This is a genomic window from Candidatus Uabimicrobium amorphum, from assembly GCF_009002475.1.
GTDB lineage: Bacteria > Planctomycetota > Uabimicrobiia > Uabimicrobiales > Uabimicrobiaceae > Uabimicrobium > Uabimicrobium amorphum.
Map to the genome: position 1 here is coordinate 7,806,139 of NZ_AP019860.1, position 14,397 is coordinate 7,820,535.

A 14,397-nucleotide genomic window follows, 5' to 3' on the forward strand; every position below is an offset into this window, starting at 1 on the left:
AATTTAATCCTTTGGAAATAAATGATCTAAATCGTCTGGCAGAGATTGGAATACCTCGATGGACTGATTTTTTATTGGGATAGTTGCGGGACTTGAGAGAATTTCATCTATGTTGTTATCAGGATCTTCATTTAAAAGAATAACGGCATCCCAATAGTCTGTATTGCTGTTACGATATGGCAACTCAAAACAAGTAGCTGTTTTTACAAATACTGGTTCATTATTTTTGTTGCATTGTAGGTGTATGCGAAGGTCCTGATTGATTATCTTTTTGATATACACTTTTTCTTCTTCGCTATCACTGTGGTAAACATCGCGATGAGAGGCTGTAGCAGATTCCCCAATGGATTGCGTGAATGCATCACTATCTGTTGTACCTTGGCCGGTATTAAAGCCTTGGGAAGTGTTTTCGCCATGTGTTTGAGCTAAGGAATCTGTTTTACTTTGTGAATGAGCATTGGCATGTGCTGTTGTTTTGGTTTGTGACTTGTTTTGTGCTTTTGTTTTTGCAACCGACTCATTAAAACTTTGCGAAGTGCTAAAATTTTCTGCTATTCCTTCAGCAAAGTTTTGTATCACAGAAATACTATCAGACATTTGTTTTGACATACCAAAGCTCTCATTTTCATTCCAGCCGCGATTATCGCTGTATGAATATCCTTCTGTTTCATTTCTTCCTGTTGCGTAACTTGAGCTAATTGATTTTGCCTTTTGAAAAGCATCAGAAATGCTTTGTCCAACGCCTTCGTTAGATGATACGAGCCTACGGCCATTTACATCTACAGTGTAGTTGTATCCTGAATTTGACGAGCTACCTTGAGTATGAGTATTGCCTGTAGAGTCAGATTCTCCCTGTGTTTGGGTTTCTGTGATTGTAACGCTACCGCTTTTGGTCTTTATTTCAGCAATCGAAATTCCTTTTGTCATTGTAAAGTTAAATCCATCTGCTGAAACACGCCCAATGGTGTTTCCTTCCGTCCAGGTTATTGTAAAGCTTTGTCCGTGCATGTAGGTTACAGCTTTACCTTTGTTAATGGCTTTAGATAGACTTTGACTCAAGCCTTTGGCAATAGATTCTGTTTCAGTAGCAGAATATGTTTCAGCTAAACTTTTTGTTGACGTTTGTTGCGCACTTTGGCCATACATTAAAGACTTCATCCATGACATCATTTTAGAAAAAGTTTTGCTGTATGAATCGGTAATACTTTTCGTTAGAGATCTTGTAATCTCAGTGTATTTGTAGAGAGTCCCAGTAGGAGTTATCTTTTCTCGTACGATTCTTTCTGCATCGTCATAACCTACGCGAAAATAAACACAAAATTCAGATTGATCTTCACAATTTTCGACAAGGCGTATACCTTCTTGAGAGCCCATTTGTTTCCGGGTTTGCATCGCAGATATGAAAAATACCTTACGATTACGCGACCTGGTAATTACATCAGCGTATACCTTATCGATTATGGTGCCTGATTCGTCACTACCAAGAAAGAAATTATCAGTGTATTGATTGACCTTCCGTCTCGATATTAGCGAAAAAAACACGCCGGAGTATAAGTAATTCATTAGGATGCTGCGGTCAGCAAGACTATCGATAGGAAAACGTACAAAAACAGTTTTGTTATTAAAAATATCGAGCCAGTCAATATTACATTCTTCACGAAATAGAAAATTGTATACGGAATTTGACTCTTTGAAAGGCGCTAAAGCGGTAAGAAGAGAAGAAACTCTATCGGCATAAGATGAGCCTTTGTAACTTCTATCAACAAAACGCCAGTACTCTACGGCATCGACAACAAGAGGTAAGTTTGAAATTTCTTCGGCCTTGCTGATGATGCTCTCACGGACTTCTTTGTGATAAATAAAGTTGTCAGCCTCGGTCATTGGCGTTTTTGTAGTAATAAACAATGTTGCGAGTGTGACGATCCCACGCCTTCTTAACCTTTGTGTATCTAAATCTTCGCCTTGTTTATCTTTTGGGGAGAACTCCGCATTGAGAAACTTGATTACGCGAGCAATAGTTTGATTTAGACTTTCGCCTTCAAATGCGTGTAGCATATTTGAACGATACTTGTGGTTTTCATTCGACAAATCGAGAAAAACAATTTTGTCGAGAACCTCTTCCTTAAACCACTTCCATCGCTTCCCTCCCATCGTGTGGTACTGCATGGTCATATACGCCACATAACGCTGCACGAGTTGATATAGAGTACCCAGAGGGTCAAAAAACGCCATTCTTTGCCCTCTTGCAATCATGTTGGCAATAAAAAGATAGAGGTAGTACGTTTTTCCTGCTCCAGTTTTGCCTAGAAGGAAATGATGGACAAAGAGGTCTTTGAGTTTGTTTTTGATGATTTTACCGTTTGACTCCCCGAAGATGACTTCATGGGGAGTCGTAGTGGTTTCAAAGTAAAGTTCGAAGGGGAAGGCAGGAGGGTTATTCTGAGGCCTGACGATCATCGATGAGCCTTTTTATGCTTTGTATGTCTTGCTTTGCCTTTTGATAGTTTTGTTGGAACTGTTGTTTGAAATTTTGCATCTGTTCAAAATCGCCAGTAAAGTGATTGTTATTTTGTTGTGGGTTCGAAAACTTAAATTGCGCTGGAGTCATATCTATGTCGCCAGAGCTTTTATCTTCTTCATATGAGCGTTGCAGTGCGTTTACATTATCTACCATATTTTGCGTAGCTATTTGTTTTTGTTGCTGTAGATTCATTTTATTTGGAATGGCAACGGGGGTTATTCTGGGCCTTGGTTTTAAATTTGCAGCAGTGTTAAGAAGATAGGTGTTTTTTTCTAATTGAGTTAGCCTGGTTCTTTCAGGATTTAGAATTTCAACCACATCATCTTCAATTTCTTGTGCTAGCTTGTGTTTATCTGGTTTTTCGTTTGTCATTGTAGTCCTCCATAATCTGTTGGTACGGCTGAACAATGCTATGGTAATTTGCCAGTACCAAATCCACTATATTGTCTAAATAGCCATCGTTTAAACGCGATGATTTCTTAAATTGTTTCATGAAAAATTCAATCATTTCACATACCTCGGGTAAAACAGCGGTTTTCTCATGGTTAAAAGAGTGTGAGATTACTACTGCGGTCAGCGTATTTGCTTCTTTTGTTGTGGTAAGTTCTTGTCGTAGGGATGTAATCTGAGTCTGTAAATTCTCATTATTTTCTTGTGCATGTTGTAGCTCAGCTTTGAGGTTCTGTATTTCACTAATGTACTCTTGGGTTTTGCTCAAGTCTTTAATATCACTATGTAGAACGTCGTTTGCCTTTTGTGGAGAAGGCTGCTGCTCCGTTTGTGATTTCATTTCATCAAATTTTTGCCACAAGTTTTGGAAGTAATTTAACTCTTCACGCTCAAACTGGTTTGTATAGCTGTGTATGTTTGCAAAAAGTTGAGATACTTCCACAAATCTTTTTTGTGCTAGGAGCACCTCTATCTTTTTGAGGATGTCTTTCCCCCTATTTGACTGTATTTCTCGTAGCTGCTTGCCAAGATTTTTTAACTTTTTCTTGAGAGATACAATTTCATTGGCATTTTTACTTTTTTTAAGCCTTTTTTCAGTAAGCCGAATGCTTTCTTTTATCTTTGCGATTGATTTTGCTGTCATAGATATTCCTCTATATCCTTTACAATAGCCGCGATTTTTTGTTCTCCATGCTCTTGACTCAGAACAATAAGCTCTTTCCTACCGTTTTCATCTTCCATTGCTATTTTTTGTAATGCATCAAATACCTTTTGATACAAAAGACTGTTATCACTTCTTCGTTGATCTCGTTTTTCTTTGTAGTTTGCCAGGGTACTTTTCGATTGTTGAAAGGCTTCACCGATAATGTTAGTAACATCGCGGATGGGTGCTCGTACCCCAGCATAAATTTCTTTAATAACAAAACTTGCAGATCCAAAAAACGCTTTAACTCCTGCAAAAAGTTCTTTACATAAATCAATAAAACCACGAAAAACGATTCCTAACCCTTTGCCCAATTCCTTTAGTCTTTCGACACTTTCGGGTTCCAGGTTCATGAGAAGGACAACTAAAACAACGACACATATGATTAGGACAATCATTAAAGACCTTCGCTCTCCGAATCTTCAGATGGACCATCATTACGACGAGCCGCACTGGTGTAGTCGATATACTCATCTATTTCACTTAATCTCAAAAGTAAGTACGGTGAGCAACTGGAAAAAATGGTTATGATCGTGATAATGATGGCGACAACTACGTTTTCATTGAACTGCAACATAAACCAAAGAAAAATAGAATATACTTCATCTATGTTGGTAACGGAGTGTTTAGAGAAGAGAATACAAGTGCCTAAAAATGAAGTAAGCCAGTCAAAAGCACTTAAGAAAAGTGGAAGTTGTCCTACCAGAACATATACCAACTTACTGGTGACAATGACATCCTGGAAGCCATTTTTTTCACTATAAACGCGGACACTGTAACCCTCTTTTGTAACGACAGAAAAGATTTTGCCGATACCATTGGCAATGATCGCGCTAAGCGCTAAAACAAATGAAATAATGATGCGAAAAATAAGCGGCGTTTTATTAGAGATTAAGGTGTATATTCCAATGATACTGGTCACCAAATCTAAAACAACGAAGATGGCCGTTACCATAATCCAGAGCTTAATAAATACTTTTAATACCCGCGAAGATTTCATATCAGACTCTCCTTACGAAACAATTTTTTGAGCGAGAAGCAGAGTGCGAACGGTGCTATGCTAAGTACAGTAACTAAGGCGAAAACATCAATTGCCGTTAAGAAATTGTTTGTAATAACTTGGAAAAACGCATCTGGTACATAAAAGAACTGCTCCGCAGAGAGTGGTATTTTTGCATCACAAAAGAGAATGGATACTACAAATATGTTGGCAAAAATACTGAGGTGTACAAAAAACACATATATTGTGTATGTGGTAATATATGAGAGCTGCACTTCCAAAAACTTTATACCTCTTTTGCGTATTTTCCGTACAAGTTCGTAACCTACTACGTTGATCAAAGTGGTAATTGTAGCCATAAGGATTGATGTAATAACTCGTATAGTTACACCTGATTTGATAAGCAGTACGTTAGTACATATTGCGACACAAAAAAAATTTAGTGCCAGCAGTATGAGTATGAGAAAAAACGTTAAACGTTTTGGCATGTTGTAATCCTTTGTAACAGAGACAATGTCATTTTGCTTTCAACATCTACTGTTTGTTACAAAGAAAAAAGCACACAAAAATAAATATTTTGTATGCTCTTATTTTACACTGGTTGAGACATGTTTTTTATTTTGAAAGAGTTTTACATGGTATTGATAAGTCCTTAACTGGTTGATGGTTAAGGACTGTATTTTCATAGAGCTTTCAAGATAATTATCACAAATTAACGTCCTGCTAATTTATGTTTTTTTATCTTGAAAGCAACAAGGTTCTCGAGCTCTGATAAAATTTGCTTTTTGTCTTTTATTGCCATAATTTCTGCACCGGTTCTTTGTGAAATAAATTCACCTTCAGAAAATAATCCTTCGAAATCTTCCTCGTTAAGTTCTTGTAAATATTTTCGCCGTATATTTTTACTACGGTGCTGTTCTTCATGAAAAAAAAGTAAATAACATACGTCTTTGTCTATTTCGATATCTGCTACAAATAGCTGTTCTTTGTATGGAGTAGAATCTTGAGAATCGTCTTTGGGAAAAAGTATTTCTATTTTGTTATTTCTAACACAATACACGTACGCAAAGCTATCTTTCTGGTAATTTACGATTTGCACACTAAGAGAATCTTTTGCTTGATCTAGCACTGCATACAGTTTTGAAATATGAACATGCAAATCTACTTGAAATACCTTTTCAAAAGCTCCTTTTACTCTTTTTACAATAACAACACGTACAAGCTTTTTCTGTGCACTTTCATATGGATTATGAGTACACTTGTTAGAAAATTTTACAAACTCGCTTCTACAAGTTTGTTTTACGAGATTAAGTTTTCTCCCGAAGATTTCGTGACGACTCAAGACCCCAAACCACAATTGAGATTTTTTAATGTGATTTAGTGGTATATTCGTGAGTATTTTGTTTATAGTTTGAATTTTGATTGGTTGTTGATTGCTCTTTTTGCAGAACGTTAAAAGGTTATCTGAACAAGATATCTTTAGTTTATCGTCAAGAAAAGCTTCTACTTTTTCGTTATTGTTAACTTCGATGATATTGTCACCTCTGTGTATTGAAATGCTAACGGATTCCGTAGCCACACAAAAAATGTTCAGAGTAACTATAAACAACGTAATCATTTTTACCATTCTTCTTCCTCCTCCATATCATCTTCCTTCTTTTTGTCAAAATCAGGTACTCCATCACAAATAATATAACCCCACACACCTGGATGTGTATACGCTTTATTGTTTTTGAGAAACTCTCGCTGACATTCATTAACAGCAAACGAATACGATGTCCAAGTTCGATATTCAGTATAAAAGTGCTTCATTATTTTTGCTGACTCTTTATCAAGTACATCCCAAAGATTACTTAAAGTTCTTTTGGCGCCTGCTTGGCGAAAAGCCCAACGAAAACCTAAAAAACCAAATGCATCCTCTGGAATGATATCGCCTGTACTACAACATGATATAATCACGCATTGGACTTGTGATAAGTTGAGTGTTGAAATTTCTAAAGCGGTCATATAACCAACACCAACTCCATTTTTAGAAAATAGAATAGATGCTCGTAATAAACTATTTAAAAAACGATTTTTGAGAAGTGGAAATTTTTCCATCATTTTTTCTTCATCATTAGATTTAATCATTGTTGCGTGGCTTACAATGTGTAAAATATCAGCATTGGGAGCTTTTTGTTTGAAGTTTGCTTTAGTAGCGTTCTTACCGTGTACCAACTCTCCTTCCTTGGAGAAAAGTTCTAGCGATGATTCTTTTGCCTCCTGTAATTCCTGCTTAAAATAATTACATACTGCCCATGTAACAGAGCTGCGAATATTTCGCATTGCTAATTGTTCATCGTTCATCTCTTTCTTTGAATAAAGCGCAGGATCTCCTATACAGAGAATTCCATTTGTGGCGACAGAATTTTCCACTGAATGTTCTTCTTGTAAATCTTTCGCTGAAGAACAATAAGAAAAATTGTAATGTTCAACAGAATACGCCTTTTGAGATTTATCAGGGAAAATAGCCCAAGGTATTAAGTGTAAATCACCACAAGGAGCAACAACAACATTACGTACTTTAAGCGAAATATCATTTATTGGCATCCACAAAATATTTTTTAACTCTGCGAGTTTTGGCAATAAACGATTTTCTGCCTCTTTAAGAGTTTCTAAAGCTTTTTCTGTACTTTTTTTTGCAATGATAGCTTTATTCCAGTTATTTTTCAGTTCCAGTAAGTCCAGCTTTATTTGTCTGCGAATTTTGTGAATTAATTTGTACACTTTTTTTGGTGAATCAGGCAAAGTTACAAAGCGGATGCCTTTGTGGGTAACAACAAAGCACCCAAGAGATTTTTGCTTGTTGTTATTCCAGTCTTCAAACTCGATCCACTCAAGAAAAATAGAGTCTTCTTTTAATTTTTCTTGCAACTGAATTAATTGCTTTTCTGTTAATTCTGGATCTTCATAGTATCTTTTGAACTTTTGTGAGATTGCTTGTTCTAAATTGAAAATTTTTTGTTCAAAATCATTGTAGGCTTTTAAAACTTTTTTATCAGAAGAGTATGTAACATCAGATATTTGGCTTACTATTTTTTTATAGGTTTCAAAAAAATTGGAGCTTTTAGAACTTTTACCTTTTAATTGGGTTAAAAATTGCCTTTCTGCTTTTAACGCACAATTTATGACACTTTTAGTATACACACTGCAAATAAATGCTCGCTTGATATAATCTTGTGAATTAACTTCCGAAGATAAAGTTGAAAGCAAGAGGTTTAAAGGGAGCTGTAACTGTTCTTTCCACATACGTTGTTTATGCAAAGTAGCTCCAGCCCAAGTATTATTCTCTAAAAAGTTTTTTTGAATTTTATATAGCTTTTCTACATACTCCGGAATGTGTTTAAGTTCATTTCTCTTAAATGAGACTTCTATCTTTGAAATGTAGGCTTTTGAAAAGGTACTCGACTTTTTATTATTCAGATTTTTGTACATGGAAGATAGAGTCTTTCCAATTTTCTCATGTGCTGTTTCAATATATTTTGGTTTGATAGCTCCCATCTTGATGTAGCAATCTGCAATATTTATTTCAGTTTTTGAAATGCTTTCGACATATTCCTTGAAAATTTTATTTTTCAAGTTAAGCGATTTGGTATAGTAATTTTGAGCTTCTTTGTAAAATGCAAAAGATTTTTTGGTATCTCCTGATTTGAGATAATCATCTCCTAAACGTTCATGTGCAGAGCCCATATTATTTAGGGTTTTAGCGTATGTTTCCAGATTTTTTGTAGATTTTGAGTGCTCTAACTGTAAAGCTTTTTGCATATTAAAAGCTCTTTTGTAGTACTGATAGGATTTATCAAATTCACTTCTTACAGCATACGTATATCCCATATTGTTGAGAATTTGGGAAAATAAAAAAGAATTCTTATCTTGGTAAATTTTTTCAAATAAATTTAAAACAACTTTTCTTAGTTTTGTGCCTTCCTCCACTCGATCTATAAGAATTAAAGACTTTCCATAGTTATTGTAAACAAATGATATAGCATATAAGTCATCTTCATTTCTAATCTTGTGCCTAGAGAAATAAAGGTCTATTAACTTTTTTGCCTCTCGAAAGTCTATAGATGCTGCACCAGGTTGTTCATCAAGACGCTCTTCACCTTTTTTGCAGTAATGTGCTACTTTGTCCCAAATCTCTTTATCTGTTTGAGCAACAACACAAATAAAATTAAAAAAAAGTATAAAAAATATTTTCATATGAGTTTGCTCCTTTAAGCTCTATTTATCTCTTTCTACGTATGTTTTTGGATAACTAAATATTTTCAGGTTTTCATGTTCATCTAAATTTTCGATGGATTTACAAAGATCTGCAAATGTTTTGCGAAAAGGTTCTCTTTGATAAAACACATAGAACTTTTCAAATTCTCTCCCGTCTCGCAACAGCAAAGTTACTTTTTTACTAGGTAGTACATAACTTCCTCGGGATAAAGGATTATGAAAATCTGCATATTCATTAGGAAAGACTTTTTCAAAATTTAGATCGTTGTTTTTGTCTTTTGTAACCTCGATAATGATGATTCTAAACTCTTCTAATAAATGAAGATGTAATTGACAGACATCGTCAGTGTATAACATCGTTTTTTGGGGCGTTGCGTCCAACCATTCGGAATTTAGACCTGAATCTTTTGTATATTTAAGGTTCATCTTAACAGGTTCCGTTTTTTGTGAAACTTCTTTGATCTTGGAGTTCAAGTGATGGGGTTGTGTATGTTCAAGTTCTACATGGGTAGGTTGCAGGTCAATATTAAATAATATCATAGCAAAAATGAAAATCGCCACAGATAAGTAAATGAACTGTAGTTTTTTATTACTTTTTATAATGACAAATGCTTCTTGGGGAGAATTTACTGTATGAAACATTTCTTTCATAAAATTTATGTTCGAGAGATCTTGGCCATCTGCTAGTATTACTTTATCTACAATGGTAAATAACTTATCATTAATCTTTTCTTCGATATCTACAGGTTCAAAAGTTCCTTTACTATCAAGCTTCGCACTGATTGCAAATCTTTTTAGTGGTTTATGGTACTTCTTGGTAAAAGCAAGTAAACCCAGAGCAAAAGCACCTCCAAGAGACTCACCTCTAATCAAATGTATATCTCTGCTGCTTGGCAAAATTATCTTCCAACGAAGATCATATTTTTCACATTCGTTATGTATTTTACACCAATATTTTTTTACGTTTACTATTGTAGGCTCAAAAGTCTGATGTATATTTAGAAATGGATGAGCCAATGGGCATGGGTAAATTTCTCCGGTACCATTTTTAATAAAATTTAATTGAAGATGGCCAACATGTCCCTGATTGAATTGATCTTCAACCATAAGAACTGCAAGTTCAATCTCCCTGATCACTTCCAGTTTTGAACCTTCAAGTATAAACTTGATGTTTTTTTGTTTCCCAAAGCAAGTACTTCTATTTTTTATAGAAGAATAATTTCTTAGTTGTGATATTTCAAATTCCCATTGAGGGAAAGAATGTAGTGATTTATAGCTTTTGAAAAGTTCTTCCCATTCATCAAAACACTGTACAAGTTTATTATGGTCATTATTTTGTAAAAGCTTCCAAACGTTTTTTGTTATCTCAGTCCATGCTTTGCGGTGATCCGTTGGTGTTGAACTTGGATCTGGTTTCAGATTCATCAGATTTTCCTTCTTCGCACCAAGAAATTTGCCAATTTTTTAAAATTATAAGTTCTTTTTGAGCTTTTAAATCAAACTCCACTTCACACCCCATTAAGTATTTGCTAATTCTCCCAAATGTAAGCTTTTCTTTCAGTCCAGCTTTCAGGATAAAAGTTTTACCTTCTAAACTTTGATCCTGTGAATAAAAGCCAAAAATATAATTACTTTCATTTTTAGCAAGTTCCCATGTGATACGCCCACTATCTAATTTTCCTGTAATTTTTTTTTCGTTTTCCGAAGAGAAAGAGTATGTTCCTTCTTCTTGAAAGTTAACAAGATACTGTTGAACACTATTTGAAAATTCTATTTCGATTTTCTGTTGTATGTCCAAAGTAGAACCGTCCAGCATTTCAAGGATTTCTTCGTTTGTATGTTCAAAAATTTCATTCATCTCTGATTCATTAAAATTATGCTTTTCAATCAACGTTTTTATTATGTTACTAACCTTAATGCTGTTTTGAAGAATTAAGCTTCTCATCTCGTAAGGTAATTCTTTTTTCTTTAGAAAGTGAATAAATTGATTTCGAGTGTAGTGGCTAATCATAAATAAAAAGCCTTCTAATTGTTCATTTTCATCCATGTTGGTTTTCCTGCCAATGTTGCCTAAGGATATAGTAGTTTTCGTAAATTTTTTTGATGGGAATTATTTTTTTGGCAAATTGTTTGTAGGTGATACTGCGTTCAAAAATCTCTAACTGATACTCTTTATCTAACCAAGAAATTGCATATTTTTTTTTAAAGTGCTTGTCGTTTATTTCCCAATACTTTTTGAAAGCCAGATAAAAGCTACTGTTGATGGATAATGATATCTTTTTAAATTTAAAAACTTTTTGTAGATCTCTAATATTGCACTCCTCTACAATGTACTTGTATTCTTGACCTAAATAAAAAAGAGGTTTCAAAATAAATTTACGAAAAACGATTGTCGCACTACATCTACCACATTGTTCATATTGACACTCGATAAAATCGATGATACTTTTTAGTGTGGGATCATTTTTTACACAGTCTTCCTTGTAAGACTCCCAAGCTGAATTTAATTTTTTAAATTCTTCCTCAATGTCACATGCTCGCGTATCAATAACTACAGGCTGTATATCCTCTAATCTGCGAGGTTTTGGTCGTCTAAGAAAGTCTATAAAACGATTTTTTGCAGCAACACGTATGTAATTTTCTCCTGTATCAATATTTTTCTTACAAAGCTGAATAAACACTTTCTCAATAACATCAGAGGCCATTTCCTCACTTGTAACTTGATCAAGTCCTTTCCTCACAAAGTATTGGATCAAATGAGCGTTTATGTTATTGAATTGCTTTTGGAATGTCGCTACTGTAAGCTTCTCTTTGTTCAAATCCTCAAGGTCTAAAGATATTATTTTTTCATCTTCACCGATTTCTAAATCATATTTTTCTAATTCATTATCCAAGATCAATCTATTCCCTTCTAATGGACTCTTCAGAATCATCTTTCAATGAAAATTACTCCAAACAACCTTCACAGGAAGAGTACTTTTATGAATACAAACATCGCCGTATTTCTGAACTTTCATTCAAAACTCGTGAAGAAATAATTAATGAACTTAGCGATTTTGATTTGTATTTATTCAGTATTGGAGCAGCACATACCAGTTTAGATGTACTACGGAGTGGTATCAATAAGTTTTTTGCAAATAAGTACCTTGAAAAGGCTATCAACAAAAGAGTGCAGAATTTAGAAAAAAATAAACCTGTTTGGTGTCAATCTATTGATATTTGGCACTATGAGCAAACAAAAGGTAAAGAGGTAGAATGTGTACAAAAAGATGTGCGCGACAAACTGTACAACGAAGCAAAAAAAATTTTTGGAAAATGTTAACAAAAAGTTCCAACCGTTTTTTTCCTTACGTCTATTAGGGAAAGAATTTTTTATTATTGCTGTTTTATTGAGGTGTACAGTATGTCTAAAAATAAAAAAAAATTGGCAGCGCACTTAGTTGATATTTTTCGAGCCGTTATTAAGCAAGTGCCTACGCTTTCTTATTCTTGTGAACTTAAAAAAACACTAGAAGAAACAGAACTGATTGAACAACTTCTCCAGAGAGTAGAACCCTCAAATGAAATGGAAGAATGTATCTTTGAAGTTATTGGCAATCCGAAAGTTCTCTTAAAAGCGATCATCGTTCCCATACTTCGTGAGGAAAAAATAAATCCTGAATCTATTTTGGAAGTGATCATTGCTGAAATACTTCGTGAGGCAAAAGTAAACCTTGAACTTATTTTGGAAGAGCTAAAAATATATGCACTAAGAATTCGAAAAAACCGTCGTTACAAAATGGCAAATAGAAAAGAGGCATATATTGATTTTTCCTCTTATGATCCGCCGACGAATGAAGCATCTCCTCTGAACACCATTATTGCCGAAGAAGAGATAACAACTATTAAAAGCGTAATCCAAGAAGAGAAGGAGAAGGTTACATGTGCGATGTAAAGCAAATTCGTTTTGGAATTATTCAACTAATTACAGAAGGAATGATTCCTTCCAAATTGGGGCAACCGCTGGCGAATCCAGAAATTTTAACCAGAATCAAGAGAATGAATCATTGTAATTGCGATTTAAAAAAGCGAAAAGCCTATAAGGTTTACCACAAATTGATAGATGACATAAGAAAACGTTTAGATTGGGATGAAGATGAGCAATTCAAAAATAGAGACATTACTTGAAGAACTTATTGAACAAATGAGCATCAGTAACAAAGAAGCTGAAAAATCCAACCAAATGCTCCACAAAATTTATCAATCTTTTGAATACCAGGCTCATGAGCAAAAAAAAGAGTTTGTTTCATCCGCTGAGGCCGGACAGATCATTTCCAAAAGTAAATACACTGTTATACGTTGGATCAAATCGGGAAGGCTAGATGCTGTACGCATTAACAGGCGTTACTTTATCGCAAAATCTTCGCTTTCTCGTTTTTTACAACAGGACTAGTCGAATGCTTTTTTAGGAGGTCGTACAATATCAAAAAACTCTTCTTTGTATAAGTTAAGTAACTATTGTGAAAGGGCGTGCCTATAGAAAGTAATTACTATATTTTAACAGATTAGAATCGCTGTAAAAAGAGAATGAAACGGCCAGTTATTATTCTCTTAAGGGGAGCAAAACGACCAATTTGTGCTCCCCTTTTTATCCTGTAGCACGCCCCTGTAAATATTATGCCAAAATGAGCTGAACAGACAATATTTATTTTGGAAAATTGCCCATAGTATGGGGGAAAAAATGGGGGAAAATTTGCTCGGAAAATGCTCTTTTTTGTGCTATTATGCTAGGAAATTGGCATTTGTATGTTGTCATGGAAGCCTTTAGAATCGGTCTACAGCTGTTGATTTCCCTAAGTGCGCGAAAATAAGATAAGCTAAATTTAGGATCTAGTGCCTTCGGGCATGTGGGTTCGAGTCCCACCTTTCGCACCAACAAAATAAAAACATTATAAGCTAGGTAAATCAACGCTTATAGGATAAGAGAGAGTAAACTAAAAAATATAGTTTACTCTCTTTTTTTTGTACTAAATTCCTTAGTGTCTAAAAGGTGTCTAAAATTTTCTAGTGCCCTTGTTTCTTCCTAAACCTAGCTATTACGCACAACTTAATAGCCCTTGTTGTAGTCTCAGTCAACTATTCGTCGTTATCAACCGCTATTAGCAAAAACCAATTCTTTCGTTTCTCTATTGCTTTTATCATATTACCTGTTGTTCCGATAATAGCACCTCCTGCTGCTCCTACTAATGCTCCAGAAACTCCACCATGAATAGCTCCTTGAACAGCTCCAACAACAGTCCCTGCGATTGCAATTGCAGAAAACCATTTTCCTTGGGGGTCGCTGTAAGAATAAGGGTTGTCTCCAAAAGCCTCATAAAGCCCCATGCCTCCACCAGCGTAGCTTAGTGGATCACGCTGGAGAAATCGACCAAGTTTAGAATTATAAAATCTATGTCGAAAGTACATCAGCGAAGTTTCAGTATC

At 34.8% G+C, this 14,397-nt stretch carries 14 protein-coding genes, 1 tRNA gene and 1 pseudogene; 5 read left to right on the forward strand and 11 right to left on the reverse strand.

All coding sequences use genetic code 11. The features are described 5' to 3' along the window. Positions 1-3: 3 nt before the first annotated feature. The 10 genes from UABAM_RS27290 to UABAM_RS27335 all read right to left on the reverse strand — a co-directional run bounded on the left by UABAM_RS27290 (position 4) and on the right by UABAM_RS27335 (position 11,828). Positions 4-2,457: a serine-rich family protein gene (locus UABAM_RS27290; protein WP_151971159.1), complete on the reverse strand. Its 2,454-nt coding sequence runs from the start codon at positions 2,455-2,457 to the stop codon at positions 4-6. Continuing rightward, the gene (locus UABAM_RS27295) at positions 2,435-2,893 is read right to left on the reverse strand and encodes a hypothetical protein (RefSeq protein ID WP_151971160.1); all 459 of its coding nucleotides are present in this window, start codon (positions 2,891-2,893) and stop codon (positions 2,435-2,437) included. The genes UABAM_RS27290 and UABAM_RS27295 overlap by 23 nt, the downstream gene beginning before the upstream one ends. Beyond that, complete coding sequence (locus UABAM_RS27300) at positions 2,871-3,614, reverse strand: hypothetical protein (protein ID WP_151971161.1); 744 nt, start codon at positions 3,612-3,614, stop codon at positions 2,871-2,873. The genes UABAM_RS27295 and UABAM_RS27300 overlap by 23 nt, the downstream gene beginning before the upstream one ends. Beyond that, positions 3,611-4,072: a hypothetical protein gene (locus UABAM_RS27305; protein ID WP_151971162.1), complete on the reverse strand. Its 462-nt coding sequence runs from the start codon at positions 4,070-4,072 to the stop codon at positions 3,611-3,613. Before UABAM_RS27305 ends, UABAM_RS27300 begins: the two co-directional genes overlap by 4 nt. Then, a complete protein-coding gene (locus UABAM_RS27310; protein WP_151971163.1) occupies positions 4,072-4,674 on the reverse strand; it encodes a hypothetical protein in 603 nt (200 codons plus the stop codon). Before UABAM_RS27310 ends, UABAM_RS27305 begins: the two co-directional genes overlap by 1 nt. 712 nt (positions 4,675-5,386) lie before the next feature. Continuing rightward, positions 5,387-6,301: a hypothetical protein gene (locus tag UABAM_RS27315; protein ID WP_151971164.1), complete on the reverse strand. Its 915-nt coding sequence runs from the start codon at positions 6,299-6,301 to the stop codon at positions 5,387-5,389. Beyond that, entirely contained in the window at positions 6,295-8,913 is a 2,619-nt protein-coding gene (locus UABAM_RS27320; protein ID WP_151971165.1) for a CHAT domain-containing protein, read from the reverse strand. Before UABAM_RS27320 ends, UABAM_RS27315 begins: the two co-directional genes overlap by 7 nt. A gap of 21 nt (positions 8,914-8,934) precedes the next feature. Next, entirely contained in the window at positions 8,935-10,359 is a 1,425-nt protein-coding gene (locus UABAM_RS27325) for a hypothetical protein (protein ID WP_151971166.1), read from the reverse strand. After that, on the reverse strand, positions 10,301-10,981 hold the full coding sequence (locus tag UABAM_RS27330) for a hypothetical protein (RefSeq protein ID WP_151971167.1): 681 nt from the start codon (positions 10,979-10,981) through the stop codon (positions 10,301-10,303). The genes UABAM_RS27325 and UABAM_RS27330 overlap by 59 nt, the downstream gene beginning before the upstream one ends. Next, positions 10,974-11,828 carry a hypothetical protein gene (locus UABAM_RS27335; protein ID WP_151971168.1) on the reverse strand — a complete coding sequence of 285 codons (855 nt, stop codon included), beginning with the start codon at positions 11,826-11,828 and terminating at the stop codon, positions 10,974-10,976. Before UABAM_RS27335 ends, UABAM_RS27330 begins: the two co-directional genes overlap by 8 nt. A 20-nt stretch (positions 11,829-11,848) precedes the next feature. Between UABAM_RS27335 and UABAM_RS27340 the strand changes: the two genes are divergently transcribed. From UABAM_RS27340 to UABAM_RS27360, 5 genes are all read left to right on the forward strand, one after another. After that, a complete protein-coding gene (locus tag UABAM_RS27340; protein WP_151971169.1) occupies positions 11,849-12,256 on the forward strand; it encodes a hypothetical protein in 408 nt (135 codons plus the stop codon). A gap of 81 nt (positions 12,257-12,337) precedes the next feature. Beyond that, entirely contained in the window at positions 12,338-12,868 is a 531-nt protein-coding gene (locus UABAM_RS27345) for a hypothetical protein (RefSeq protein WP_151971170.1), read from the forward strand. After that, positions 12,856-13,101 (forward strand): hypothetical protein, encoded by a 246-nt coding sequence (locus UABAM_RS27350; RefSeq protein ID WP_151971171.1) that lies wholly within the window; start codon positions 12,856-12,858, stop codon positions 13,099-13,101. The genes UABAM_RS27345 and UABAM_RS27350 overlap by 13 nt, the downstream gene beginning before the upstream one ends. Continuing rightward, a complete protein-coding gene (locus UABAM_RS27355; RefSeq protein WP_173013608.1) occupies positions 13,070-13,366 on the forward strand; it encodes a helix-turn-helix domain-containing protein in 297 nt (98 codons plus the stop codon). The genes UABAM_RS27350 and UABAM_RS27355 overlap by 32 nt, the downstream gene beginning before the upstream one ends. Positions 13,367-13,774: 408 nt before the next feature. Then, positions 13,775-13,848, forward strand: a tRNA-OTHER gene (locus UABAM_RS27360). Positions 13,849-14,049: 201 nt separating this feature from the next. Here the strand turns inward: UABAM_RS27360 and UABAM_RS27365 are convergent. Then, positions 14,050-14,397, reverse strand: a pseudogene (locus tag UABAM_RS27365) (RHS repeat-associated core domain-containing protein); the annotation flags it as partial.